The sequence below is a fragment of the Propionigenium maris DSM 9537 genome (assembly GCF_027925155.1).
Lineage (GTDB): Bacteria > Fusobacteriota > Fusobacteriia > Fusobacteriales > Fusobacteriaceae > Propionigenium > Propionigenium maris.
The window spans coordinates 1-26,046 of the sequence record NZ_BSDY01000035.1 but is presented as its reverse complement, the minus strand read 5'-3'; the positions used below and the strand labels follow the sequence as shown (position 1 = coordinate 26,046).

The window sequence follows — 26,046 nt, the reverse complement described above, 5'->3', positions numbered from 1 at the left end:
CAATAGATAGCTTGGTGAGAATAGCTACGGAGGTACACCTGGTCACATATCGAACCCAGAAGTTAAGCCCGTAAACGCTGAAAGTACTTGGGGGGCAGCCCCCTGGGAGGATAGGAACTTGCCAAGCAAAGACGCTTCCATAGCTCAGTTGGTAGAGCGCGCGACTGTTAATCGCGTTGTCGCAGGTTCGAGCCCCGCTGGAAGCGCCATTTTTATTTTTTGGAGAAATTAAAGGTATAGGTATATGAGGCCTGTTTAAAATTTTTATGAATTTTAAAGGGTCTTTTTTAGTTATAGATTAAAGTTGTGTTATAATTATTGTGAGTAAATTATAAAGGTTGGTGATGGAGTGAAGGTAGAAAAGCAAAGTATATACTATGAAAAGCTATCTATAGAAAATAAATTAGATTATGACCGGATACAGAGGGGAGGAAAGCTCCAAAGAGGGGCTGTACTGTGCTCGGTTTTTATATTAATGATATTCAGTATAGCTAATATGATCAGTACTACCTTTTACAGGGTAGTAACATCTGGAAAGGATATATTTTTATCCATGGGAGATCCTCTAAAGCACATTATCTGGCTGAGTGTAGGAGCGGGAGCCCTTCTTACAACTATGTGTATTCCCTATGACTTCTATCAGAGAAAGAAGGTAAGGAACTCATTATTTATAGTCTCTGTAACAATTTTAATAGGGATACTTATAGGATCAAAGGTTATGCCTAGTTTAGTTCCACATATAAACGGAGCAATAGGGTGGGTAAGGGTAGGTCCCTTTACCCTTCAGCCATCGGAGTTTTTCAAAGTGGCCTATGTTATTATTCTGGCTCACTTCCTAGAGGTATCCTACAGAAAGAAGCTTAAAACTCTGGGGATATTTATAGCTCTGGCTCCAGTGGTATTTATATTTTGTCTCCTTGTATTTCTTCAGGGGGATCTGGGAACAACGATACACTATCTGGCAATAACAGCCTGTATGCTGCTGGTATCTCCCATAAGTAAAAAGCTTATTGTGGGAGTGTTGACCCTGGCACCTACTTTTTTTGCTGGAGTAATATCCATCTTCTACTTCGGAGATATAGATGGAGGGTACAGGATGCAGAGGATTACCAGCTATGTAAACATACTCCTTAAAGGAAATGAAAGGGATATGGGGGTAGGATATCAGGTAATACAGTCCCTAATTGCCATGGGAAATGGGGGAATTGTAGGAAGGGGATATGGAAATGGTATTCAGAAGTACAACTACCTTCCTGAGATCCATACAGATTTTATCTCATCATCTCTGGCAGAGGAGTGGGGGTTTATGATGATGCTCTCTGTAATTCTTATATTTCTATTTATATTGAAGATAGGTATAAATACAGCTACAATGGCCAAGGACTACTTTGGTAAGTATCTGGTAGTGGGGTTAATAGGGCTCATCTTCACTCAGATGCTTATGAATCTTTATGTAGCTACAGGATTAATGCCTGTAACTGGATTACCACTTCCCATCTTTAGCTATGGAGGAAGCTCAACACTCACGGTATTTGTATCCCTTGGAATAATCTTAAATGTGAATAAAAAAACGATAAAGGATAAATACAGTTAATAGTTGACAATTGGAACCTGTAATGATAATCTAAAGATAATGAAAATTCTTTTTTGAGGGGGAGTTATGCAAGTAAAAAAGGAAGAGGTTAGGAAGAAGATACTTAAGGCCGCTATAAAGGAGTTTAAGAACAGCGGCTACAAGAATGCTACGATGAGAAAGATATCAAATTCATCTGGAATTCCAATTGGGAATCTTTACAGATACTATCAAAACAAGGAAACACTGTTTAATAGTATAGTAGCAGATGTATATGATGAGCTGAAGGATCTATTTAAAAGGGGCATGGAGAAGGATGAGCATACAGTAGAGGGCAGAAGCTTATTCTTTTTCAATAAACTAATAGATATCTATACAGCTAACTATGACAAGACTTATATTCTTTTACACAGAAATGTAGGAACAAAGTATGAAAATGTACAGAGGGAACTTGGAAACTACTTCCAGGACAAGATAACTACAAATGTAAGGGAAAATAATCCAAATATAGAAGAGGAAGATCTGGAGTTCATAAGGTTTATATGCAGACTATACCTAATAGGTATAGGAGAGCTTATAACTTCATATGATAAGGATATTGCTAAACTGAAGAAGATGGGAAGAAGGTTTGTAACATTCTACTTCCAGCAGATAGCAGAAAGAATTTAGTTGGGTTTTGAAACAAAATACTCTTAACTCTTAAACTGGAAGGGAGAATGTGATATAATCCCTTAAGAGGTGAATAGATTTGGTGAAGAAAAGTATTATAAGTTTAATGGTGTTTCTTATTTTTTCCAGCGCATCCTTTGCATTTTTTGGAAAAGAGAAAAAAGAAAAAACCCTAAGGGTAGGGGTTACGCCTGTTCCTCAGGGAGAAATACTTAAGTTTATACAGGAAACCTTCAAAAATGAGGGGTTTAAGATAGATATAGTGGAGTATTCCGACTATAATCAGCCAAACTTTGATTTAGAGGAGGGAAGGATAGACGTCAACTATTTTCAGCACAAGGACTTTTTAGATGTCTTCAACATCGAAAAGAGAACTAAACTGGTGTCTGTAGGAAGGATTCATTTTGAAAGGATGGGAATCTACTCCAACAGGGTGAAGAGCATAAAGGCCATCGAGGGAAGGATAGCTATTCCCAATGATGAAAGTAATAAGATAAGGGCTCTGAAACTGCTGGAAAGAACAGGTCTCATAACACTGGATGAAAACAATGCAATACTGGAGAATCCCAGAAACCTTGAGATTACAGAGATAAGCTCCAACTACCTGTATAAGATCATAGATGAGGTAGATGCCATAGTGGTAAATGCCAACTATATGCTTGAAAACGGCTACATGCCTTCAAAGGATTCACTCTATCTAGAGGAGTACAATGAGGAGTATGCCAACCTTCTTGTATGCCGGTCAAAAAGCAAGGATTTGAAGGAGATAGAGAAGCTGAAGGCGCTCCTAAAGAGCCCTGAAGTAAAGAGGTTTGTAAGAACACACTATAAGGAAAGTGTAGTCTTAGTGGACTAGGAGTATCTTCAGTTTGACAAAATCTAAAATAAGATGTATAATAATTAAAAATAAATAGATACCTTGTAAAAGCCATGAAGAGGAGAGTAGTTAAGGGAAGTAGTTTTAAGCGAGCTGGTTATGGTGTGAGTCCAGTAATGAAGCCCTAAATGAAGAACACCTTGGAGCTGCCATTCGAAAACGAAAGTGAGTAGATGTGGACGTAGTTGCTGCGTTAAAGCAAAGGGTATCGAGTACTCTTTTAGAGACTCCGTACTTTCTTTAACCTAAGGATAGGTTTATTATGAAAGCTAGGACTCTTTACGTTTACTCGTAAAGAGTTTTTTTATTGTTTTGGATTAGGAGGTAACACCCAGTGGAAATGAAGGATATTATTGAAAAGGTAAACTACTATGCAGGAGAAGCTAAGAAGAGAGAGCTGACAGCAGAGGAGCAAGGTGAAAGACAAAAATACAGAAAGCTGTATCTGGAAAAGTTCAGAGCTCAGGTAAGAGGTCACCTTGAAAATATTAAGATAGTAGACGAGAATGATCCAAGCGTTAGAAATTAATTGAAGTACAAAACATAAATTATAAAATAACCATAAAATCAGAATAACAGGGGGAAGTAAGAATGGAAAAAGCACTAGTAAAAAGTCTTTACAGAAACACAGAAGACTTCATCGGTAAAGAAGTTATCCTTTCAGGTTGGCTAAAAAAGATAAGAGCACAAAAAAACTTTGGATTTATCGAACTAAATGACGGGTCTTTCTTCAAGGGGGTTCAGGTAGTATTTGATACTAACCTAGAGAACTTCGAAGAGATCTCAAAAGCATCTATCTCCTCATCTCTAATAGTAAAGGGAAAGGTTGTAGAATCTCAGGGAAAGGGACAGACATTTGAGATCCAGGCAACTGATGTAGAGATATATCAGAAAGCAGACCTTGCTTACCCGCTACAAAATAAGAGACACACATTTGAGTATCTTAGAGAGATCGCACACTTAAGACCAAGAACAAATACATTCAATGCAGTATTCAGAGTAAGATCGGTACTGGCTTATGCTATTCATAAATTTTTCCAGGAAAATGGATTTGTATATGTACACACTCCAATTATAACTGGTTCAGACTGTGAAGGTGCAGGAGAGATGTTCAGAGTAACAACTCTTGATATGAATGATCTTCCAAGAACTGATAAGGGAGAGATTGATACAAAGCAGGACTTCTTTGGTAAGGAAACTAACCTTACAGTAAGTGGTCAGCTAAATGTTGAGACTTATTGTGCAGCATTTAGAAATGTTTATACATTTGGACCAACATTCAGAGCAGAAAACTCAAACACATCTAGACACGCAAATGAGTTCTGGATGATAGAACCTGAGATTGCATTTGGAGACCTAGAGGCAAATATGGAGCTAGGAGAGGACATGATAAAGTTCATCATTAAGCATGTAATGGATGAATGTCCAGAGGAGATAGAGTTCTTCAACCAGTTTATCGAGAAGGGGCTTATCGATAAGCTAAACAACGTATTAAACAATGAGTTTGGAAGAGTAACTTATACAGAGGCTATTGAGATTCTTGAAAACTGTGGTAAGAAGTTTGAATTCCCAGTTAAGTGGGGAATAGACCTTCAGTCGGAGCATGAGAGATACCTTTCTGAGGAGCACTTTAAGAAGCCGGTATTTGTAACTGATTATCCAAAGGAGATCAAGGCATTCTACATGAAGCTCAACGAGGATGGGAAAACTGTAAGAGCTATGGACCTTCTTGCACCAGGAATCGGAGAGATTATCGGTGGATCTCAGAGAGAGGACAACCTTGAAATCTTAGAGGATAAGATAAAGAAGGAAGGTATGGATCTAGAGGACTACGACTTCTACCTAGACCTTAGAAAGTACGGAAGCTTCCCGCACTCAGGTTACGGTCTTGGATTTGAAAGAATGATGATGTATATCACAGGAATGACAAACATCAGAGACGTAATTCCATTCCCAAGAACACCTAAAAATGCACAATACTAATACTTATGCTGCCAGCACAAGCTGGCAGTTTTTTAATTGCAAGGATTTTACTTTTTAACTCTATTTTGCTATAATTCAATATGCTAGTAAAAAAAGGCGGATGATTATATTGATGTATATTTTGGCAGGGGTGTTTGCAGTACTTATCTTCTATATACTTACAAATACCAGTGATAAAAAGATTAACAAAAAGATAAAGAGAATACTGAGCTACCAGGAGGTTTCCTACAGGGAAAAGCTTTTAAAGGGGGTAGATGAAGGATCGGTTCCCTACAGCAGCGACTTAAATGTAAGAACCTGCCATATAGAGAGTGAATATGCCCATGAAAGGATGAGGTATATTGTAATATCTCCCAAGAAGCTTGAGGGTAAAAAGTATCCCTGTTTATTTTTCCTTCACGGAATAAGAGATGTGGCAGATGACTGGATCTCCAAGGGAAGAATAATAGAAAACTATGAGATGGCCCTGGCTAAGGGAAAGATAAAGGAGATGGTAATGGTTATACCAGATTCCGGTTATGATGGGGAAAGCTGGTATGCTAACTTTACAAAGAACAAGGAGAGGAAGTATGAATCCTACTTTATTAAGGAGTTGATTCCTCAAATAAAATCCGAGTATCCTATATCGGAGGTTGGAATTGCTGGGTTTTCCATGGGAGGACACGGAGCTTTTAAGCTTGGCCTGAGAAATATTGAGATATTTAAGGTTATGGGAAGCTTTGCAGGAGCCATAAGTCTTATAAGACTGTCGGTAAACAGAAGGGTCATGAGGATTATTAAGATACTCTATGTACCTCCCTTTGTATTTGGAAGCAAGGATAAGAAGCACTTCTTAGATGTATTTGGATCCTTCGGGCACCAGATAATAAAGCAGGATCCCTACTCACTTATAAAGCTATTACACTATAAATCCCCTGAAAAACTTTTGGATAGGCACTTCTACCTAAGTGTAGGGGATGAGGACAGGGCTCCCTACCTAATGCTTCAGCAGTGGATCGATGTTGTGGGAAGGCTTAAAAAGTACAGGGTTAGCTTTAGCGGAAGTCTTTATAGGGGAGAAGCTCATACCTGGGAGTATGTGTCCAAGGACCTTCCAAACCTGCTGGAATATTTTTCCGATCGTTTAGATTAAACTCTTCTTAAAGGAAGAGTTTTTTTTATTATTAAGGAAAGAATAAAATTTATAAAAAATTGCATGAAGTAACCAGTATTTTGACTAATTATCAGGATACAACGTCACGTTGCTTTTATTTATTAAAAAAAATAAAAAAACCTTTGACACAGGCCACTACTTATGATATTATATATCTTGTCCGAGGGGGAACGCCTCAAAGAGAGAAGCGTGATAAACCAAGGATAGAGGTTCTTGAAAAAAGAACAATATGCCGCCTTAGCTCATCTGGTAGAGCAGCTGACTTGTAATCAGCAGGTGATTGGTTCGACTCCGATAGGCGGCACCATTTACAACTTAATATCATATATGGTCGCATAGCTCAGTTGGGAGAGCACCTGCCTTACAAGCAGGGGGTCACTGGTTCAAGTCCAGTTGTGACCACCATATGCCCCGTTCGTCCAGTGGTTAGGATACCAGATTTTCACTCTGTAGACAGGAGTTCAATTCTCCTACGGGGTACCACTACAATGGTGAGGTTCCCGAGTGGCCAAAGGGAGCAGACTGTAAATCTGCCGGCTCCGCCTTCGAAGGTTCGAATCCTTCCCTCACCACCACTGCCTAGATAGCTCAGTTGGCTAGAGCACTCGGTTCATACCCGAGCGGTCGATGGTTCGAATCCATTTCTAGGCACCATTTGACCTTAAAGCATTCGTAAGAATGCTTTTTTTATTTTTTGAAGTATTTATAGGGTAAGAGAGGCTCACTGAGCAGATAGACAGGGCTATATAGTTAACTATCAATTTATAGCAAGATACTTCAACACTAAAAACAAAAACGATAGATTTCTTTTAACTTAAGAAAACTTAAGCTGGTTAAGCTTAACGTAATTAATAAATTTTGAGATGATATTGTATCCTATACCTAAGACAATATACGGTATATGGAGGATTATAGGTTATGAAAAAAAATGAATTTATTGACTTGTATAGGAAGAGAGGAAACTTCAACTGTAAGGAGAGTACTACTAGAGCTGTAGAAGCTTTTTTAGAGATCTTAGAGGAGTGCGTGAGCAAGGGGGAAGATGTAAAGCTTGTAGGTTGGGGTAAATGGGAGTTTCAGGAGAGAAATGCCATAAAGATCAGAAACCCTAAAACAGGAAAGGTAATGGATATACCAAAACGTAGGATATTAAAGTTTAGAGAGGGAAAACTTTTAAACTCTTCGATAAACGGTGGAAAAAAATATTATAATAGTTTTAGATAGAAAGAAGATATGCAGGTCCTAGGACCTGCATATTTTTACTTATAGGAAAAGGAATGTATGGAGACTCAGAGTATTATATTAGGGAGCAGAATTAAAAGTTAACTGCTGTATGCAGTGCAAAGATAGTTCCCTTCAATATAGACAACTATGGATCCGGGATTTAGAGGATCATACTTAATTGTAGCCTTGGATCCTACCTGAGATTTTAAAGCTGAGTTTTTATAGAGGTTATTCTTAAACCTAATTCCATACTCCTGAATATACCTTTGAGACTCTTCAAGTAGGATATCTAAACTTTCCTCTAAGGGAGACCTTGTAGATGAGATCCTGCAGCTTCCACGATACTCCTTAGCAGACATATATATATATGAAAAGATCAGCTTATCCAGTGAGTCTAGGTCTACACTTTGACCTGAATGGAGAAGGATCTTCAGGATGTCTTCCCTAAGGAAGGAGATAAACCTCTCTATTTCATCCACTGTTTTTACAGAGTTATAGGTAGCGATTCCAGTTTGTTCTTTGACTTCCTGGATTCTCTTTTGATCCTTTACCTTAAAGGAATCGATGATAAAGCTCTCTATTAAGATATCTGTATCGGTGTTGTCCTGAACCTTTAGGATGGTATCCCTTAAAAGGAAGAGAGATTCCTTCAGTGTAAATTCTTGAAATGATAGTTTGTAGTTAAGTATGTCAAGGGTAGCAGTATCGTAGCAGATATAGAGAAGGGGTTTGGAGTAACTTCCTGTTGTAGGATCTAAAACTTCTATATCCAATAGGGTGTGGGTCATTCTGTAGGCTTGGTTTTTGCGTTTGACTCTTTCTATGTGAAGCTCAGCATGGGACTGTATATATTTATCCAGGTTGTTTACAATTCTATATACGGTGTTGTAACTGATACTGTCCTCATTTATATCCTTTAGAAAGGTGCAGCACTTCTTATAGAGAGAGGAGATCTTGATATTTGGATTGGCTTCATAGGTTTTTTTGATGAAATCCATAGTGCGGTCACTGATGCTTCTGTGCTGGCTTTTATCCTTACGAACCTTTTTTTCGAGGCCGGAGATGCCAGTCTCCTTATATGATTTTACCCACCTCTTTAAGGTAGCGTAGGAGATGCCGGATTCATTTTCAATTTCTTTGAGCTTTTTTTCTCCCTTGAGAAAGGGTTCAATTACTTGGTATCTCTTTTCATTAGTTTTTTTCTTAGACATTTGATATATCACCTGTTTTTTATTTTAAACTTATATGATTGATAATACTATACTTTCAGAAAATAAGTCAAGTTAATATAAAATATTGAAAAAAAGGCTCATTTTTTTTGATAAATTCTTGACAAAAGGAAACAAAGGGGTTAATATATTGGAGTAAAAGTTACAAAAAAATACACTACTATACATAAAGCAAACACTTGAACGTGGAAATTTGAAGGAGGATAAGATATGGGACTTTTTGATTTTTTCAAAAAGAAGAAAGATACTAAGGAAGATTGGATAGAGATATACTCACCACTAAATGGAAGGGTAATTGACCTTTCAGAAGTACCTGATGAAGCTTTTGCAGGAAAGATGATCGGAGATGGTTGTGGAATAGAGCCTACAGCTGGTTCTGTACATTCTCCTGTAGTTGGTGAGATTGATATATTTGAAACAAACCACGCTGTAAGTTTTGAAACTGAAGATGGTCTTGAGATGATCGTTCACTTTGGTATCGACACTGTAAAACTAAACGGGGAAGGATTTACAAGAGTAGCTGAGCCAGGAAGCGAAGTTAAACCAGGGGATGAACTTGTAAAGTATGACTTAGAGTATATCAGAGAAAACGCTAAGTCGATCAGAACTCCAGTTATCATCAACAACATGGATGAGGTAGAGGAGCTTAAAGTTGTAGCTTCTGGAGATGTAAAAGTTGGAGAACTTTTAATGAAGGTTAAAATTAAGAAATAAACTATAAAGTAAAATGGAGGGATAAAGTATGAAATTTTTTGCAAAGTTATCTACTATAGGTAAGGCACTTATGACACCAATCGCAATACTACCTGCAGCCGGTATCTTCCTAGCAGTAGGAGCACACTCAGGAATTGGTCTGATGACAGACGCAGGAGGAGTAATCTTCTCTAACTTACCACTACTATTTGCTGTTGGAGCAGCTATTGGTCTAGCAGGAGGAGACGGAGTAGCAGGTCTTGCTGGTATCGTGGCAATGCTTGTAATGAACGTTACAATGGGTAACCTTACAGATGCAGCAGCAGGTTTAGCAGCTGGAAATCCAGCTTATGCAAGTGTATTAGGTACACCAACTCTTCAAACAGGAGTATTTGGTGGTCTAATTGCAGGTATTATTGGTGCAACTATGTATAACAAGTTCCACAAGACAGAGCTTCCAGCTTACCTAGGATTCTTTGCAGGAAAGAGACTAGTACCAATCATGTCAGCTCTAGTAGGATTTATCGTAGGTCTTGCAATGCCAACAATCTGGCAGCCAATCCAGGGTGGTCTTGCAGCACTATCTCAGATAGCTAACGACCCTAATGCAACTAACCTATCGACATTTATCTTTGGTCTTATTGAGAGAGCATTAATTCCATTTGGACTACACCACATCTTCTATTCACCATTCTGGTTCCAGTTTGGAGAGTACACAAGTGCAGCTGGTGAGGTAGTAAATGGAGATAACAGAATCTGGTTCCAGATGCTTGCAGACGGAGTTAAGTCATTCTCATCTGACAGCTACTTTGGAGCAGGTAAGTTTATGACTGGTAAATTCCCATTCATGATGTTTGGTCTTCCAGCAGCAGCGCTAGCTATGTACCATGAAGCTAAGGCTGACAAGAAGAAGCTTGCTGGAGGTATCTTATTCTCAGCAGCTCTTACATCATTCCTAACAGGAATCACAGAGCCAATTGAATTTGCATTCCTATTTGTGGCACCAGTACTTTACGGAATCCACTGTATCTTTGCAGCAACTTCATTCATGCTAATGAACATCTTAAATGTAAGAATAGGTATGACATTCTCAGGAGGAGTTATCGACTATATAATGTTTGGTGTTCTTCCAGGAACAAAGGGATTCCAGACTAACTACCTAATGGTAGTAGTTGTAGGACTAGCATTTGCTGTTATCTACTACTTCGGATTTAGATTTTTCATCAGAAAGTTTGACCTTAAGACTCCAGGAAGAGAAGAGGATGAGGTTGAGGAAACTGTACACCTTGAAGGACATGAGTTAGCAGTATTAGCTATCGATGCTCTTGGAGGAAAGGAAAACCTTGTAACTGTAGATGCTTGTATTACTAGACTTAGAGTAGAGGTTAAGGATACAAGTAAGGTAAATGACGCAGAGCTTAAGAAGCTTGGGGCATCAGGAGTTCTAAAAGTAGGACAGAATGGAGTTCAGGCTATCTTCGGAGCTAAGGCTCAGTTCATTTCAAATGACATCAAGAAGATGATCTAATTTAAAAGATTAAGGACCGCTTTTTAGCGGTCTTTTTTTTTATCCAAATTATGACTAGAAAAAGAGACTCCTTTAAGTAAAATGTTTCCTATATTAAGGTAGTAAAAAAGCCAGAAGGTAAACATCCTTCTGGCTTTTAATATCTTCATAGATTTTACTTGTGGTAGTTTGGTGCTTCCTTAGTTATACTGATATCGTGTGGGTGAGACTCGCTTAGTCCTGCTCCAGTGATCTTTACAAATTTACCGTCTTTCTTAAGGTCGGATATAGTAGGAGTACCACAGTATCCCATACCTGCTCTAAGTCCACCGCACAGCTGGAATGTTACATCCTCTAACTTTCCTTTGTAAGCTACTCTTCCCTCTATTCCCTCAGGAACCAGCTTCTTAGCTGCAGATTTCCCCTGGAAGTATCTGTCACTTGATCCTCTCTTCATCGCTGCAAGGGATCCCATTCCAACATATACCTTAAATCTTCTTCCCTCGAAGATAATCTCCTCTCCAGGAGCCTCCTCAGTACCTGCAAGAAGACCTCCAAGCATTACACAATCTGCTCCAGCAGCAATGGCCTTTACAATATCTCCAGAGAGCTTGATACCACCATCGGCGATTACTCCTATACCTCTCTCCTTACACACCTCATATACATCGTTTACAGCAGAGATCTGAGGTACTCCTACCCCTGCAACTACTCTTGTAGTACAGATAGAACCAGGACCTACTCCAACCTTTACAGCATCTGCTCCAGCGTCTGTAAGGTCTACAGCAGCCTGAGCTGTAACAATATTTCCACCGATTACATCTAGTTTAGGGAACTTCTCCTTGATAGCTCTTACAGTGTCTATAACCCCCTGAGAGTGCCCGTGAGCTGAGTCTACAGTGATGATATCCACTCCAGCCTCTACAAGTGCTGTAACTCTCTCCAGGGTATCTGCCCCTACTCCGACAGCCCCTCCTACTCTAAGTCTTCCCTGGCTATCCTTACATGCATTTGGATACTCTACAATATTATCTATATCCTTTATAGTGATAAGCCCCTTAAGCTTAAACTCTTTATCAACAATTGGAAGCTTCTCGATTCTGTTTTCTAAAAGGATATCTGTAGCTTCCTCTAGAGTTGTATCTACAGGTGCAGTAACCAGATCCTCCTTGGTCATAATCTCTTCTACCTTTATATCCAGATCCTTTCTATATTTAAGATCTCTGTTTGTGATGATCCCCACAAGAGTTCCATCCTCCTCAACAACTGGAAGACCTGATATCTTATATCTTCCCATGATCTCATCTGCATCAGCTAGAGTCGAGTCTCTGTTAAGAGTGATTGGATCCTTGATCATTCCGCTTTCATTTCTCTTAACCTTATCTACCTCTGAAGCCTGCTCCTCTATAGACATGTTTTTGTGGATGAAACCAAGCCCTCCCTGTCTGGCGATGGCAATAGCCAGCTTAGATTCAGTAACTGTATCCATAGCAGCACTTAATATAGGCATATTTAATGTGATGTTTTTAGTAAGATTTGTTTTTAGTGATACTGAGCTAGGTAGCACTTCCGATTTTTGAGGTACCAGTAGTACATCGTCAAAAGTAATAGCTTCCTTGATAATTTTTCCGTTAAGCATTGAGAATTCCCCCTCTGAAATATAGTTGATAATTAAAAAACCTAAGTACATACTCCACCCATATATGGTGAAAGTATATACTTAGGCCTTTAAGCTTTTAAGTATATTAAAACTTCCACTCATAGAGGTTGATTTGAGGTCAACCGTAGAAACACTGCACCCTATTAGCAGCTTATATGAGATAAATCGCTTCCAAAATTTTATATTTTAATGATATTAACATTTTTTAGTAGCCTTGTCAAACCCTTTAATGAAAAGTATTCTCCCTATGTGTAAAGTAATAGTTTACACCCATTAAATATATCTACAAAAAAGTGATGATTTTTTCAGAAAAGTGTAATATAAGCAAACCAAAAATTTGATTTTAATATATTTTTTTTCATTTTTTTGAAAAAAACCTTGGATTTTTTCAGAAAAAGTGGTAAACTACTCGAGTGATGTGAAAAACATTACAGAAAAAACATTTTATTCAACTTGGGAACAAGAATTTGTTTTACAGAATAATGAAAACATACATATTGACAAATTCTTAAACAATTTTCAAAAATTTAGGAGGAGAAATGGAAATATTAAAAGGAGTAGTATTACTTTTCGTTGTTTTAGCAGGATTTTCACTATTTAGTTTAAAGATGCCTAAGGGATCAAAGGCAATGGGTGCACTGGCAGGAGCAGCAACAGCTAGTTTCCTTGTAGAGGCATTCCACTATTTCGTAGGTGGAGATCTATTTGGAATAGAGTTTTTAAAGGGACTTGGAGCAGCTTCAGGATCTATGGGTGGTGTAGCAGCAGCAGCACTTGTACCTATCGCACTTGGAGTTAACCCAACATATGCAGTACTAGTTGGAGCATCAGTTGCAGGATTTGGAATTATTCCAGGATTCCTAGCTGGTTATGTACTATCATTCGTTGTACCTAAGATCGAGGAGAAGGTACCTCAGGGAGCGGACCTTATTGCAGTTATCGTACTTGCAGCACCGCTAGCTAGATTTGTAGCTACAATTTCAGACCCAGTGGTAAACGCAACTCTTCTTAACATTGGAAAGATCATTGAAAACGCAGCAAATACAAGCCCAATAATCATGGGAATCGTACTTGGTGGAGTAATTACAATGGTAGCAACAGCACCACTTTCATCTATGGCACTTACAGCTATGCTTGGTCTAACTGGAGTACCAATGGCAATTGGAGCACTTTCTGTAATGGGATCATCATTCATGAACGGTGTACTTTTCCACAAGCTGTTTAAGGACAGATCAACTACTATCGCAGTAGCTATCGAGCCACTTACTCAGGCAGACCTTATCTCAGCAAACCCAATTCCTGTATATGTAACTAACTTCATCGGTGGAGCTATGACTGGAGTTATAATTGCAAAGGTAGGACTAATCAACAACGCTATCGGAACAGCAACTCCAATCGCAGGTCTGATGGTAATGTACGGATTTAACGACGCTAAGACAGTAACTATCGTTGCAGTAGCATGTGCAATAACTGGTCTAATAGCTGGAACAATTGGAGGAATGGTCTTCAAGAACTTCAAGCTTAAGTCTGTAGCAGAAGTAAGAGGAGCTAACTAATAACTATTCAGAGGCTAACATTTAGTTAGCCTCTTTTTTTATTTATAGAATACATTGTTTCCTTTAGAGCCTTGAGCTATAATTGAAGGATTATACTTGGCAGGGGGAGGATCTATGGAAGGGATCAGAGTAAGAGGGATAGAAGCAGGGGATGCAGAGGCTGTTTCAGAGATCATATGCAGAAACCTTATAGAGGTCAACTCAAGGAACTATACTCCTCAGGAGATCAATAGCTATGTTGAACACTTTACTCCAGAGACCATTATGAGGCTAGCAGGAGAGAGGAATATGCTGGTAGCAGAAGGTACAGAGGGAGTAGTGGGAACAGCCAGTCTGGGGACCTTTGGAAAGGCCAGAGACAATAACTGGACGGTCTTTACTGTGTTTGTAAAAACTGATTGTCATGGAAGGGGGATAGGAAGGATACTGATGGATGAGGTAGAGGAGCTGGCGAAAGGCAAGGGGATCTCTGAGCTCACAGTTCCCTCAGGTATAACAGCCTGTGATTTTTATAAGAAATTAGGCTACAACGAAGTAGAATATCTAGAGGACAAGAAGATACATATCATGAGGAAGAGAATACTCTGAAAATTTAACAAATTCTATAAAAACTTAAGTAATAAAAAAATGCTATCCATAGGATAGCATTTTTATTTGATCTTACTTCTTGTCATCTAACTTTAACTTATGTCCAAGCTTTTCCCTCTTGGTTTCAAGATACCTCTTATTTTCCTTGTTGTGGGGCACCTCTATTCCCTTTCTCTGCTTAACATCAACTCCATAGGCTCTCAGACCATCCACCTTTCTGAAGTTGTTGGTCATAAGCCTTACAGATTTTACTCCCAGCGCCTTTAGCATCTGAGAAGCTACAGCGTAGTCTCTGAGGTCAGCCTCAAATCCAAGCTGTTCATTGGCTTCAACAGTGTCGTAGCCTTTATCCTGAAGATCGTAGGCTCTTATCTTGTTGAGAAGTCCGATCCCTCTTCCCTCCTGTCTCAGGTAGAGGATAATTCCCTCTCCCTCGTCTTCGATCCTCTTCATAGCTGTCTGAAGCTGAAGTCCGCAGTCACACCTCTTAGATCCAAGGATATCCCCTGTAAAGCACTCAGAGTGTATTCTGATAAGAACATCCTCCTTATCTTTTACCTCTCCCTTTACCAAGGCAATGTGCTCCTTGTGGTCCAGTTGGTTATCGAAGGCTACGATATCAAAGTCTCCCGACTGGGTAGGCATCTTAGCTCTTGCCTCCTCCTTGATAAGGATATCGTGCTCCTTTCTGTACTTAATGAGGTCCTCGATGGAAACCAGCTTTAAGTTGTGCTCCTTGGCAAAGATCTTCAGATCAGGAAGTCTGGCCATAGTTCCGTCATCCTTTAAGATCTCACAGATAACTCCCACTGGAGCTAGCCCAGCTAATCTGGCAAAGTCTACAGCAGCCTCTGTATGACCGTCTCTGACAAGAACGCCACCCTCCTTTGCTACAAGGGGAAAGATGTGTCCCGGTCTCTGGAAATCCCATGCTCTCTTATTGTGGTCAGCAAGGTCTACAATTGTCTTTAGCCTGTCAGCCACTGAGATACCTGTTGTAGTCCCCTCTACAGAATCTACCGATACTGTAAATGCCGTTCCCTTTGGATCTGTGTTTTTTCCAACCATCTGAGTCAGGTTAAGAAACTCCGCTCTCTCCTGGGTCATAGGTACACAAGTTAAACCTCTGGCATAGGTTGCCATAAAGTTTACAGCCTCATAGGTAGCATTTTCAGCGGACATGAGGATATCTCCTTCATTCTCCCTATTTTCATCATCTACAACTATGATTGGTTTACCATTTCTTATATCTTCAATTGCATCTTCTATTCTATCTAACATTGTATCATCTCCTAATTTAAAAGAAGCCGTTCTCCATAAGGAAGTTTTCATCTATCTTGCTCTTGGATTTCTTGGGCTCCTTGAAGGAAAGCATCCTCTCCACGTATTTTCCTATCAGGTCCATCTCTACATTGACATAGCTTCCCACACTCTTATATCCCAGAGTAATCATCTCCTGGGTATGGGGAATAAGGGATACACTTAGGGTATCCTGGGTGAAGTCAACTATTGTCAGGCTGGCTCCATCTAGGGTAACCCTTCCCTTTTCAACAATATACTTCATAAGCCTCGCCTCTACCTTTATCTCATAGATCTTGGCGATACCCTCCCTTGTGATGGAAACCAGCTGTCCCTCGCAGTCCACATCTCCAGTTACCAGGTGGCCTCCCAGGGGAGTGGCAAGGGTAAGGGACTTCTCAAGGTTTACTCTGTCCCCGCTCTTTAGTCTGCTGAGGTTGGTTCTCTTCACCGTCTCATACATACAGTCGGCGGTAAAGTAGTTCTTTCCTATCTCAGTGGCAGTAAGGCATGTACCATTGGTTGCAATACTATCTCCAAGCTTTGCTCCCTCAAGAACCTTGCTGCACTCTATCTTTAGTTTGATGGATTTTTCTCCCGGTGTTACCGAGATTACTCTACCCATCTCCTCTACTAATCCTGTAAAAATGAGGGTCACCCCCTTAATTATTATAAAATTCCACAGAGATATTGTCTCCGTAGGTGTTAAACTTTGTGTTTTTCAGCTCTATTCCATCGCTTATATTTTGGATATTAAATCCATCTATAAAGGAGATTGCATTGCTGTCCCCTAATATCTTTGGAGCTATAAAGATCTCGCCCCCATCTATGGCTTCTTCTTTAAAGGCTTTAGATATAAGGTATCTTCCCCCCTCTAGCATAATGGAATCTATCTTTAACCTACCTAGCTCCACAAGGATATCCTCTAACTTAAATTCCTTGCCTTCTAGCTCTACAAACCTTACTCCCATCTCCTTATATTCAGATGTTTTATAGGAGTTTTCACAGGAGGTTACAATAATACTCTTCCCGTCTGTGGCCTGTACAAACTTTGAATCCATAGGTGTCTTAAGCTCAGGATCGATAACTATCCTGTAGGGGTCTATTCCCCCCTCTATCCTTGCTGTAAGGCTTGGATTATCGGCAATTAAGGTATTTACCCCTATCATGATTCCCATGAGGTTGTGTCTTAACTGCTGTACCCTCTCCCTGGAAGTGGCATTTGTGATCCACTTGGAGCTTCCTGTTTCAGTGGCAATCTTTCCGTCTAGAGTGATGGCACACTTTAAAAACAGGTATGGTTTTTTGCTGGTAATGTACTTCATAAAGATCCTGTTGAGCTTATCTGCTTCCTCAGCCAGGATGCCCGTCTCTACCTCTATGCCGGCATCCAGCATCATCTGTATTCCCTTCCCTGCAACCAGGGGATTGGGGTCCAGTGAGGCCACAACACATCTTTTTATTCCCATCTCTATGATCTTTTCGGCACATGGGGGTGTCTTCCCATAATGTGAACAAGGCTCCAGTGTAACATAGATTGTAGCTCCCTTAGTCTGGGAACCGGCCTCCTCCAGAGCATATACCTCAGCATGGGGCCCTCCATAATATCTATGGTACCCTCTGCCTATGATCTTATCATCCTTCACCACCACAGCACCAACCATAGGATTTGGATTTACACTTCCAGCCCCTTTGGCAGCCAGCTCAAGAGCCAGCTTCATATATTTTAAGTGGTCCATACTACATACCCTTTAACAGGTTAACCATCTCAATAGCTGTCATACCAGCATCGAATCCCTTGTTTCCAGCCTTTGTTCCGGCTCTTTCAATAGCTTCCTCGATAGTGTTTGTAGTAAGTACTCCGAATACCACAGGAACTCCAGTCTCTAGAGATACAGATGCTACTCCCTTGGATACCTCAGCACACACGTAGTCGAAGTGAGGCGTAGATCCCTTGATTACAGCTCCTAATGTGATTACAGCGTCGTACTTTCCAGATCTAGCCATCTTCTGTGCAACAAGTGGCATCTCATAGGCACCTGGTGTCCAAGCAAGCTCTATCTCCTCTACTCCGTGTCTCTTAAGAGCATCCTCTGCTCCTCCCACAAGCTTTGAAGAGATAAACTCATTAAATCTTCCTGCAATTATTCCTACTTTTAATCCTTTTCCGTCAAAGTTACCCTCTAATACCTTCATATATCCTCCTTAAATTTTGTCAGGACAATAAAAAACCCAGAATCAAATTCTGGGCATAGTTTAAAAAGAATAAAGCAAAACAGAGTATCCCCCTGTGCTGCCTATTGATCTTCTTTCATCCAGACTATACTGTCGGTTTTGGAATCTCACCAAATCAAGACCTGAAGGAGGTCTTCGCGGACTATACCGCCGGTCGGGAATTTCACCCTGCCCTGAAGATAATATCTACCGTAATTATATACTTACTTGGAACATTGTGTCAAGATTAAATATGAAAACTTACTGGACTTTTGAGGGTTTCCTTAAAATCTTATATTTTGCTAAAGTTTAATAAAAAATTTAATGAAATATTGTATAATTTAAAAAAATCAAAGGTGGGGTATAGATCATGAGGGACAGCTTAAGGATTTCCATAATTACAGCGGTATCGATATTTTTAACTCTTTTTATAGGAAGGTTACTTGGAATAAATTCATTGTTCTATGCGGGAATAGCAGCAGCAGTAGTATCTCAGACTTGTTATAAGGAGGTCTTCAGATTGGGAATTAAGAGGGTATACGGGACCATAGTTGGGGCAGGGATGGGAATTCTCTTCTACAACCACCTTCCTCAGTCCATAACCTCCTTTGCAGTAGGGATCTTCATTATAGTATATATATGTTCAGAGATATTAAAGGCACCTGCAAACATGGCCTGTATAGTATTTTTGGCCATCTCAACCAACCTGGACAATATTTCAAGTGAGTTCTACGCCATCCACAGGGTTTTGGATACAAGCCTTGGAGTTATCTCGGCCCTTGTGGTGGCCTTTGTATTTAGAACCCTTGAAGATAAGATAAAGGGTACCCAGTAAGGGCACCCTTTATCTTAAAACATATAATTATAGATCATAGCCATAGATATAAACCCATTGCATAAGATTAGAAAGGGTTATACAAAGTTCATATAGTCCGTTCTTGTGTGTGCTATATCTTCGTTACTTACCTCTACCTCATCCAGCTTCTCACCGTCGGCTCCCACAGTTTCTATTATATATCTACCTATAGTTTCATTGTAGTACTTAAATGTAAAGCTCTTGTTGCTGTGGCTGAGGACCCATACTCCCTCGCAGAGCTTCTCCTCGCCCCTGTAGAGGGACCAGATATCATAGTCTGTGGTAACAGCATAGTCACCATTGCTGAATACCTCTATCTCCTTCCCCTTGTGAAGTACCTCATTATCCTTCATAAGGTAGTGTGTTCCAAACTTATCGGAGTAGGTAAAGAACCCCTCGTAGTTGGGAACAGGTTCCAGTGTTTGCTTCTCCTCTTCAGTGAGGTTTATCATCCAATCTTCCATTATGTGCCCTCCTTAATAATTTTATTCCAAGTATCCCCCCGTCTCTTAAGAGTTCTTTACCATAAATGGAGGAAAATCCTTCTTTTGGGCAGTGTAAAATAAAAAAAAGCAGCCCCTGGGGACTACTTTTCATCTAATCTGATAAGCTTCTTTTTAATGAGAAGCCTTATAAACATAATGATTCTCTGTTCCATTGATTCATAGGTATCGTCCTCCATTGTAAGGAGGAGATTTATGATATCGTAGACGGTGTTTTGACCGTCAAATGCCTTCCAGGCGTTGCTTCCCAGTTTATCAAGTTCAAGGGTGCTTGTTCTTCCCTTCTTCACCATCCATCTTAGGAATTTCTCAACTAGCTTATCGTGGGTGAAGATGAGGTGGACCACCCCATCTACCTCCCTGTAGTTGTCATGAAGTCGCACAGGAACCATATCAAGAAAATTAACTTCTTTACTCATATCTCCTCCTTAAGGTTACACCTACTTCTTTTCAACCTTTCCAGAAACTACCTGAACATAGATCCAAGTAGCCAGTGCCACAAAGATAGCAAATGCCACAGTTGAGTTAGTAGAGATAGCACCAAGCTTTGCTCCTACTACAGTCAGGTCCTTTCCAAGGGTAATGAATACAGCAATTAGGATACCAATTAGTGCGTCTCCAGCTACCAGACCAGAGCATAGAAGGATACCCTTTTCAACTCTCTTTTCCGATTCAGCCTTATCCTTAGCGTACTTAGTATCAACGATCTTTCTAACAATTGCTCCAGTAAGGATAGCAGCTGAAAGAGAGATTGGAAGGTACAGTCCAAGAGCAATTGGAAGTATAGGAAGACCTAGAAGCTCTATGAAGATACCTATGATAGCTCCGATAATAACAAGTGTCCAAGGGATGTTACCAGTCATAACACCTTCAGACAGCATCTGCATAAGTCCCGCCTGAGGAGCAGGTACAGCACTTGAACCAAGACCAAAGGCGTTGTGTAGCATAAGTACTACTCCACCAGCAGCAAATGCAGAGAACACAAGTCCAGCATACATAGTCCACTCGATCTTCTTAGGTGTACCACCAATTAGGTAAGTGTGCTTAAGTGACTGAGCCACTCCACCACTTGTGGCGATAGATACACATACAATACCAGCAGCTATAATAGCCACTACCTTACCAAGCTCAGGGTTGATTCCAGACATCTTGATTACAGATGCAATTACAAGAAGAGATGCAATTGTCATACCTGATACAGGGTTGTTGGAAGCTCCCATGATACCACACATTCTTGCAGATACAACACCGAAGAAGAATGCAAAGAATACAACAAGGATAGCTACAGCAAGTCCTATCTTAGGTACTCCAGAAGCAAGTGGTACAAGCCATGTAATAAGGAATACAGCTATAGCTCCAGCTCCTACCCAAGTAAGTGGAGTGTCCATGTGCTGTCTCTCAACGTGGTGAGCAGCCTTCTCCGCCTGTAATCCCTTCATAGCCTCTCTAAATGAGCTTACGATAGCAGGTGCAGACTTTGCAAGGGAGATAAATCCACCTACAGCAACGGCACCAGCACCAATATATCTGATATAGTATGACCAGATCTCAATAGGAGCCATCTCACTGATAAGCTTTGTAGCAGGGAAGATAGGAGTATCGATTCCCATACCTATAAACTTGATAAGTGGGATGAAACCAAACCATGCAAGAAGAGCTCCTGCAAACATAAGGATAGCTACTCCAGTACCAACGATGAATCCAACTCCAAGAAGAGATGCAACAGCGTTGAATCCGAAGGCAGTTCCAAGCTTAGCGATTATCCAAGTTGGACCCTCAGTCCACAGTCCGAATCCTCCAGAAAGGAACTTGAAGGCTCCTCCCATTCCAAGACCCTTTAATACAGTCTTAAATCCTTCTCCACCCTTGTTGGCATTAACAAGGATCTCATAGGCAGCAACAGACTCAGGGAACATAAGCTTCCCGTGCTCCTCAACAATAAGGTACTCTCTAAATGGAACTACAAATAGCATTCCCACAAGACCACCTAGCATAGTGATAACAGCAATAGATACAACCCCAAGATCCTTCCCCCATATAATGATAGCAGGAAGTGTAAAGATAATACCACCGGCAATTGATTCTCCCACAGCAGCTGTGGCAGCTACAAGGTTAGCCTCCAGGATCGAGTTTCTTCTGAACAGACCCTTTAGGATACTTGTTCCAAGAATCGATGCAGGAAGTGCAGCGGCGATAGTCAGTCCAGTTTTTAGTCCAAGATATACATTTGCAGCAGCAAAGACCATTGCAAAAATTATTCCAAGGATAATAGCGACAATACTTGTTTCAGGGATTACAGTGTCCATGGAAACAAACGGTTTAAAACCTACTTTACTTTGTGTTTCGTTCATAATTTTAGTTGCTCCTTTTTTCTAATTTGTATTAATAAAATAGTTATCTGTTTGGTAATGATACCATTTTTATAGATTTAAGTCAATTTTAAGTTTTTAACGAACACAATATTTTGACAAGTTATAAGCGAACTTTTGTTGCTCTGATCCCCTGAAAAGCTTAATAAATAAGGAGAATAGAGGTACCCTTATATTTGAAAAACTCAATAAAAAAATATGAAATTCTTTCCATTGTCTATTTTGGGTTGAAAATTTATTATTATGAATTTAAAAGTGTGATTTTTTCAATAAAGTATAAAAAAGACGGGGTCAATCCCGTCTTGGCTTTTGAGTAAAGTTTTTTTGAATTTTGAAAACTTGCTTTTTAATAATTGTTAGTCTGAGTTCTATTTTTTTTAGTAACATAGCTTTATTTATATAAATGTACTTTCTTTGCTTGCCCAAAGAAAGTACCCAAGAAAGGGCGCCTCTTTCAAATCCTTCAACAGTTAGATGGTTCCTCTATAGCCTTTTCGAGCTACAGTCCTCGTTCTGGAAGTTTAAAATGATGCAAAACACTGCGGAACTTATACTGTATAACGGCTTAGCTAATATTTTCCGATAAAGCTCTATCAGGTTGAAAGGGGATTCTGTCTGAAGTTTAATAAATTAATCGTAACCATTTTATGAAGCTTGATTTTAAAAAATTGAGTTCATAGTTGCTAAGCTTCACAGTAGAAAACTACTTTGTTCATAGTTTCAAGATTTCAAAAACTATACATTATATATAATAGTGTAGACTAATAAAAAAGAGCCTTAAAAATTAAAGCTCTTACGTAATATTTTTATCTATATGTTTTAGTTATTTTAAGTAAATGATACGGAGGGGGAGACTTGAAATTTTACCTATACTTCCTATTAAAATTCCTGTAAGAAGCATAGAAATTGATAAAGCTTTGAACTTTCCATCTCCATCTATATCCAATAGTTTGATAGAAAAAACAGCTTGAATTATTCCTGAGAAAATTTGAGCTATCCCCATTAAAACTAAGGCAAAAGTTGAAGGTAATATAAAGTAAAATAATTTAGCTACTAAAATAGCAACTACATAAATATCGATTAAAGTATTAATCTTAAAAAATTTAAATTTTAAATTTATTAGTTCTTTAAAAGATAAAAAAATATATGCTATAAGCCCTGCTGATATTGCAGAAAGAATAAAAGCTGTAGATTTACTAGTCAAATCATCATACCCCAAAATTTCATCAATAATTGTTGAAAAAGGAATAAGTAGGATAGAATAAGTAATACATAGCCATCCTACCTGATTATACCTTTTTAGTCGTCTCATAAACTTCTCCTTTTTAAAATGAACATTATATTAGTATTTTAGCTGAATTATAAATATTCCTTCAAATTCCTAAAGAATTTTAAATTAATTCGAACTATTATGATTCAAAAAATAAAAAAGAACAGAATTGACTGTTCTTTAAGGTCATCAAAAAATTTTAGTGCAGAGAGAAAGCCTTTGAAATTACACTGACCTGAAAAGTTCTAGAATATATTTGATCTTTTACAGCAAAATCTTAAATATTAGATTATCTCTTTAATTTCTTTCACTGCAAAAGATAGCTTATTTCCGCTATCTATATTATTCTTTATAAATTCCTCAGAAAACCCTAATTCTAAAAGTATTAAACAATGTAAAACATAAATTAAATATATTTCAATATAGAACATATCATGGAAAGATAAAATTTTACTTCTTAGACCTTCATTAAAATGTGTATAATAGTTTCTAGTTTGGGTAATCTTATAAGCCATAGAATTAATAATTTTACTATTGAAGCTAGATAAAAACCTTGTTCTTTGAAGGAGGTTTTTAAATCTATTTACTTGCGATGGTTCTGAAACATTTATTAAAATATCACTTAACCATTCTTTATCATCTTGATTATTTATCATTTTCAATACTTTATTGATTCGAACTTCTGATTCTTGTTTTTCCCTTTCCCATTTTTTTACCGTTCGTCTTGAAAATGCTTCTAAAGCTTGTGTTATCTTTAGAAATGAGATCTGGCTATGGACACCTTCAGTATGAGCATCTACAAAATAATGGATAACAGGTTCTAACAATTCATACTTAACTTTCCAATTTTTTAAGAAAGTATTAAAATCTTCGATATCTTGAAAAGAGAATAATAGCTTACGTAACTGAATAGATTTCTTGCAATTTTGATCATTAAATGGTCTGTACAATAATTTAATTTTTTTATCATATAGATCTAATCCTTCTAGATTTTTTTCAGATACTTCTTTAGCACAAGCAATTGTTAATAAAGATTTAAATTCACCTATTATTTGATAGACTTCTTCTAAAGAATAATTATTAAGGGAGGTAAAAGTGAGATAAGAATTTTGAACTATCGAACGATCTTTTATTCTGTCTCCTGAAAGTGCAGCACCAGAATGAAAGCTTAACTTACTATTAACATATTTATATTCCATAGATTCGGCTAAATTGTATTTTACGGATATTGAATTGGTTCTGTTTTTATTTCCTTTTTCAAATTCAATTTCTTCACTAAATAACCTCATATTTAACCAGTATTCTAAATAGTCATAAGAAATATTTATAGATTTAAATTTTATCTCTTCCAAGTCAGAATAATGATTTCCTACAATAATCTCTCTAGGAGAAAAGCTTTCAGTAATAGTACCTGGAAAACTCATTTGAAATCCTTTGCTAGAACAATTTAATAAAGAAATATTTTTTCCACATGTAGAATATCCTAAAATTAAATCGATTCTTTCAGAAGTAACTGAAATTGAAGAAAAAGCTTGTTTTAGTTGCTTAAAGCTACCTATCAACTTTAAGTCAAAATCATCATCAGTTATAGTCAGTACTCCACTAACCTTATTTTCTGGATCACTAGATATCCACCATTCTCCTAAATATTCTTTTTTAACAGTCATTTTTATTCCTTTCCTAAAAAATATGCTCCTAAGTTATTTTTACTTTTATCTAAAGTTTATAAGGGTTTATAGATAAAAAAGTGGTGCTATGATATAAGGGTAGCACCACCAAAAACTCTAGTCAATATTTTATTTTAAAATCTCTCTACGATAGTCTGTTAAATAGTCAGAGAAGGTTCTCAAATCCAAAATACCGTCTTTTATACTTTGTTGGGAGAAGATCACCTTACTGTTGAGGTGTATTTTTTCATAAGGCTTATTTAATAAAAGGTATTTTAATGTTTTTATTTTAGCTTTAGATAGACTCTTTTATATCGACCGTTTGAAAATATCGTAGATGAAATATAAGAAAAGAAGTCTAGAAAAGGCCGTTGCCCATCACAAAAGAGTGGCATTCGATTGATTTTTTCAGACGTCTTTTTATATGAAATACATTTCAACTGTATTAAGTGAGAAGCAACGGTAAGGTATTAAAAAAACCAGTCTTATGACTGGTTTAAAATCAAAATATGGTGCGGAGGGGGAGACTTGAACTCCCACGTCAAAGACACTAGATCCTAAGTCTAGCGCGTCTGCCAATTCCGCCACCCCCGCAAAGAACTTGACAAATTTTCTGGCGAATGATGTGAAATCATTCTTGAAAATTTCGTCAGTTAGAAAAGATTAAAATCTTTTCTAGTGGCTTAAGCTTTCGCTTATTAAGTTATAAATGGTGCCGCCTATCGGAGTCGAACCAATCACCTGCTGATTACAAGTCAGCTGCTCTACCAGATGAGCTAAGGCGGCGTCTTAACAATTCTTCTAGCGACCGGAATAAATCCACTCTGGAAGAATTAGTTATTCCAAAAGTCAAAGGACTTCAGATTATTAGTGGGCTTACTTATTAATAGTCAAGATTAAACTTGATTTAATCGCCAGACTTTTAATAAAGTAACTGGCGGGAGTGACGAGATTCGAACTCGCGACATCCTGCGTGACAGGCAGGCACTCTAACCAACTGAGCTACACCCCCATACCTATGTACATGTCTAAAACTTAAAATGGTGGTTGGGGAAGGATTCGAACCTTCGAAGGCGGAGCCGGCAGATTTACAGTCTGCTCCCTTTGGCCACTCGGGAACCCAACCATATTAAGTTTTAAGTGGTACCCCGTAGGA

Annotated in this window: 23 protein-coding genes, 10 tRNA genes, 1 rRNA gene and 2 riboswitches; of the genes, 19 read left to right on the top strand and 15 right to left on the bottom strand. The window is 38.6% G+C overall.

The features are described 5' to 3' along the window. Positions 1–10 precede the first annotated feature (10 nt). The 14 genes from rrf (at position 11) to QMG11_RS18570 (ending at position 7,479) form a co-directional block, all read left to right on the top strand. A 5S ribosomal RNA gene (gene rrf, locus QMG11_RS18635) occupies positions 11–127 on the top strand. A 6-nt stretch (positions 128–133) separates the two neighbouring features. Next, positions 134–209: transfer RNA gene (locus tag QMG11_RS18630), tRNA-Asn, on the top strand. Positions 210–349: 140 nt separating this feature from the next. After that, the gene (locus QMG11_RS18625; RefSeq protein ID WP_281837811.1) at positions 350–1,594 is read left to right on the top strand and encodes an FtsW/RodA/SpoVE family cell cycle protein; all 1,245 of its coding nucleotides are present in this window, start codon (positions 350–352) and stop codon (positions 1,592–1,594) included. 66 nt (positions 1,595–1,660) lie between these two features. Further along, positions 1,661–2,242 (top strand): TetR/AcrR family transcriptional regulator, encoded by a 582-nt coding sequence (locus tag QMG11_RS18620; RefSeq protein WP_281837810.1) that lies wholly within the window; start codon positions 1,661–1,663, stop codon positions 2,240–2,242. An 82-nt stretch (positions 2,243–2,324) separates the two neighbouring features. Continuing rightward, complete coding sequence (locus QMG11_RS18615) at positions 2,325–3,098, top strand: MetQ/NlpA family ABC transporter substrate-binding protein (RefSeq protein WP_281837809.1); 774 nt, start codon at positions 2,325–2,327, stop codon at positions 3,096–3,098. A 355-nt stretch (positions 3,099–3,453) separates the two neighbouring features. Continuing rightward, the gene (locus QMG11_RS18610; protein ID WP_281837808.1) at positions 3,454–3,648 is read left to right on the top strand and encodes a DUF896 domain-containing protein; all 195 of its coding nucleotides are present in this window, start codon (positions 3,454–3,456) and stop codon (positions 3,646–3,648) included. A 62-nt stretch (positions 3,649–3,710) separates the two neighbouring features. Beyond that, the gene (asnS, locus tag QMG11_RS18605; protein ID WP_281837807.1) at positions 3,711–5,102 is read left to right on the top strand and encodes an asparagine--tRNA ligase; all 1,392 of its coding nucleotides are present in this window, start codon (positions 3,711–3,713) and stop codon (positions 5,100–5,102) included. Between the two features lie 112 nt (positions 5,103–5,214). After that, the gene (locus QMG11_RS18600; RefSeq protein WP_281837813.1) at positions 5,215–6,234 is read left to right on the top strand and encodes an alpha/beta hydrolase; all 1,020 of its coding nucleotides are present in this window, start codon (positions 5,215–5,217) and stop codon (positions 6,232–6,234) included. Positions 6,235–6,486: 252 nt separating this feature from the next. Continuing rightward, a tRNA-Thr gene (locus QMG11_RS18595) sits at positions 6,487–6,562 on the top strand. A gap of 22 nt (positions 6,563–6,584) precedes the next feature. Further along, positions 6,585–6,660 (top strand) — tRNA-Val (locus QMG11_RS18590). A 3-nt stretch (positions 6,661–6,663) separates the two neighbouring features. Further along, a tRNA-Glu gene (locus tag QMG11_RS18585) sits at positions 6,664–6,738 on the top strand. Positions 6,739–6,745: 7 nt separating this feature from the next. Continuing rightward, positions 6,746–6,830: transfer RNA gene (locus tag QMG11_RS18580), tRNA-Tyr, on the top strand. Between the two features lie 2 nt (positions 6,831–6,832). Next, positions 6,833–6,909, top strand: a tRNA-Met gene (locus tag QMG11_RS18575). Between the two features lie 264 nt (positions 6,910–7,173). Next, on the top strand, positions 7,174–7,479 hold the full coding sequence (locus QMG11_RS18570) for an HU family DNA-binding protein (protein WP_281837806.1): 306 nt from the start codon (positions 7,174–7,176) through the stop codon (positions 7,477–7,479). Between the two features lie 98 nt (positions 7,480–7,577). On the opposite strand, the gene QMG11_RS18565 is transcribed toward QMG11_RS18570, so the two are convergent. Continuing rightward, positions 7,578–8,690 (bottom strand): Mu transposase C-terminal domain-containing protein, encoded by a 1,113-nt coding sequence (locus QMG11_RS18565; protein ID WP_281837805.1) that lies wholly within the window; start codon positions 8,688–8,690, stop codon positions 7,578–7,580. Positions 8,691–8,918: 228 nt separating this feature from the next. Here QMG11_RS18565 and QMG11_RS18560 point away from each other — a divergent pair, with 228 nt between their 5' ends. Together QMG11_RS18560 and ptsG are read left to right on the top strand one after the other, a co-directional pair. Further along, on the top strand, positions 8,919–9,422 hold the full coding sequence (locus tag QMG11_RS18560) for a PTS sugar transporter subunit IIA (RefSeq protein ID WP_281837804.1): 504 nt from the start codon (positions 8,919–8,921) through the stop codon (positions 9,420–9,422). 28 nt (positions 9,423–9,450) lie between these two features. Beyond that, positions 9,451–10,929 (top strand): glucose-specific PTS transporter subunit IIBC, encoded by a 1,479-nt coding sequence (gene ptsG / locus QMG11_RS18555; protein ID WP_281837803.1) that lies wholly within the window; start codon positions 9,451–9,453, stop codon positions 10,927–10,929. Between the two features lie 154 nt (positions 10,930–11,083). On the opposite strand, the gene guaB is transcribed toward ptsG, so the two are convergent. Next, positions 11,084–12,547: an IMP dehydrogenase gene (guaB, locus tag QMG11_RS18550; protein WP_281837802.1), complete on the bottom strand. Its 1,464-nt coding sequence runs from the start codon at positions 12,545–12,547 to the stop codon at positions 11,084–11,086. Positions 12,548–12,649: 102 nt separating this feature from the next. Next, positions 12,650–12,747: riboswitch (purine riboswitch) on the bottom strand. A 360-nt stretch (positions 12,748–13,107) separates the two neighbouring features. Here guaB and QMG11_RS18545 point away from each other — a divergent pair. Beyond that, on the top strand, positions 13,108–14,124 hold the full coding sequence (locus QMG11_RS18545; RefSeq protein WP_281837801.1) for a PTS sugar transporter subunit IIC: 1,017 nt from the start codon (positions 13,108–13,110) through the stop codon (positions 14,122–14,124). Between the two features lie 114 nt (positions 14,125–14,238). Continuing rightward, positions 14,239–14,712 (top strand): GNAT family N-acetyltransferase, encoded by a 474-nt coding sequence (locus QMG11_RS18540; RefSeq protein ID WP_281837800.1) that lies wholly within the window; start codon positions 14,239–14,241, stop codon positions 14,710–14,712. 72 nt (positions 14,713–14,784) lie between these two features. Here QMG11_RS18540 and QMG11_RS18535 read toward each other — a convergent pair whose 3' ends face one another. Genes QMG11_RS18535 through ribH form a run of 4 tightly spaced genes read right to left on the bottom strand, consistent with a single transcriptional unit; the run spans position 14,785 to position 18,207 of the window. Continuing rightward, the gene (locus QMG11_RS18535; protein ID WP_281837799.1) at positions 14,785–15,993 is read right to left on the bottom strand and encodes a bifunctional 3,4-dihydroxy-2-butanone-4-phosphate synthase/GTP cyclohydrolase II; all 1,209 of its coding nucleotides are present in this window, start codon (positions 15,991–15,993) and stop codon (positions 14,785–14,787) included. Positions 15,994–16,009: 16 nt separating this feature from the next. After that, positions 16,010–16,660 carry a riboflavin synthase gene (locus QMG11_RS18530; protein ID WP_281837812.1) on the bottom strand — a complete coding sequence of 217 codons (651 nt, stop codon included), beginning with the start codon at positions 16,658–16,660 and terminating at the stop codon, positions 16,010–16,012. Between the two features lie 13 nt (positions 16,661–16,673). Continuing rightward, the gene (gene ribD / locus QMG11_RS18525; RefSeq protein ID WP_281837798.1) at positions 16,674–17,750 is read right to left on the bottom strand and encodes a bifunctional diaminohydroxyphosphoribosylaminopyrimidine deaminase/5-amino-6-(5-phosphoribosylamino)uracil reductase RibD; all 1,077 of its coding nucleotides are present in this window, start codon (positions 17,748–17,750) and stop codon (positions 16,674–16,676) included. A gap of 1 nt (position 17,751) precedes the next feature. Next, positions 17,752–18,207, bottom strand: a complete 456-nt coding sequence (gene ribH, locus QMG11_RS18520) for a 6,7-dimethyl-8-ribityllumazine synthase (RefSeq protein WP_281837797.1) — start codon at positions 18,205–18,207, stop codon at positions 17,752–17,754. 103 nt (positions 18,208–18,310) lie between these two features. Further along, a riboswitch (FMN riboswitch) is annotated at positions 18,311–18,431 on the bottom strand. A gap of 164 nt (positions 18,432–18,595) precedes the next feature. On the opposite strand from ribH, the gene QMG11_RS18515 reads away from it, so the two are divergent. Beyond that, positions 18,596–19,060, top strand: coding sequence for an FUSC family protein (locus QMG11_RS18515; protein ID WP_281837796.1), 465 nt, complete (start codon positions 18,596–18,598; stop codon positions 19,058–19,060). 77 nt (positions 19,061–19,137) lie between these two features. On the opposite strand, the gene QMG11_RS18510 is transcribed toward QMG11_RS18515, so the two are convergent. The 9 genes from QMG11_RS18510 to QMG11_RS18470 all read right to left on the bottom strand — a co-directional run bounded on the left by QMG11_RS18510 (position 19,138) and on the right by QMG11_RS18470 (position 26,016). Continuing rightward, the gene (locus tag QMG11_RS18510; protein WP_281837795.1) at positions 19,138–19,545 is read right to left on the bottom strand and encodes a hypothetical protein; all 408 of its coding nucleotides are present in this window, start codon (positions 19,543–19,545) and stop codon (positions 19,138–19,140) included. 122 nt (positions 19,546–19,667) lie between these two features. Continuing rightward, complete coding sequence (locus QMG11_RS18505; protein WP_281837794.1) at positions 19,668–20,003, bottom strand: PqqD family peptide modification chaperone; 336 nt, start codon at positions 20,001–20,003, stop codon at positions 19,668–19,670. A gap of 21 nt (positions 20,004–20,024) precedes the next feature. After that, positions 20,025–21,935: an OPT family oligopeptide transporter gene (locus QMG11_RS18500; RefSeq protein WP_281837793.1), complete on the bottom strand. Its 1,911-nt coding sequence runs from the start codon at positions 21,933–21,935 to the stop codon at positions 20,025–20,027. A gap of 841 nt (positions 21,936–22,776) precedes the next feature. After that, positions 22,777–23,265 (bottom strand): hypothetical protein, encoded by a 489-nt coding sequence (locus QMG11_RS18495; RefSeq protein WP_281837792.1) that lies wholly within the window; start codon positions 23,263–23,265, stop codon positions 22,777–22,779. 242 nt (positions 23,266–23,507) lie between these two features. Then, positions 23,508–24,890 (bottom strand): ApeA N-terminal domain 1-containing protein, encoded by a 1,383-nt coding sequence (locus QMG11_RS18490; RefSeq protein WP_281837791.1) that lies wholly within the window; start codon positions 24,888–24,890, stop codon positions 23,508–23,510. A 510-nt stretch (positions 24,891–25,400) separates the two neighbouring features. Beyond that, positions 25,401–25,484: transfer RNA gene (locus tag QMG11_RS18485), tRNA-Leu, on the bottom strand. Between the two features lie 116 nt (positions 25,485–25,600). After that, a tRNA-Thr gene (locus QMG11_RS18480) sits at positions 25,601–25,676 on the bottom strand. A 149-nt stretch (positions 25,677–25,825) separates the two neighbouring features. Continuing rightward, positions 25,826–25,902: transfer RNA gene (locus tag QMG11_RS18475), tRNA-Asp, on the bottom strand. Between the two features lie 29 nt (positions 25,903–25,931). Beyond that, positions 25,932–26,016: transfer RNA gene (locus tag QMG11_RS18470), tRNA-Tyr, on the bottom strand. Between the last annotated feature and the right edge of the window lie 30 nt (positions 26,017–26,046).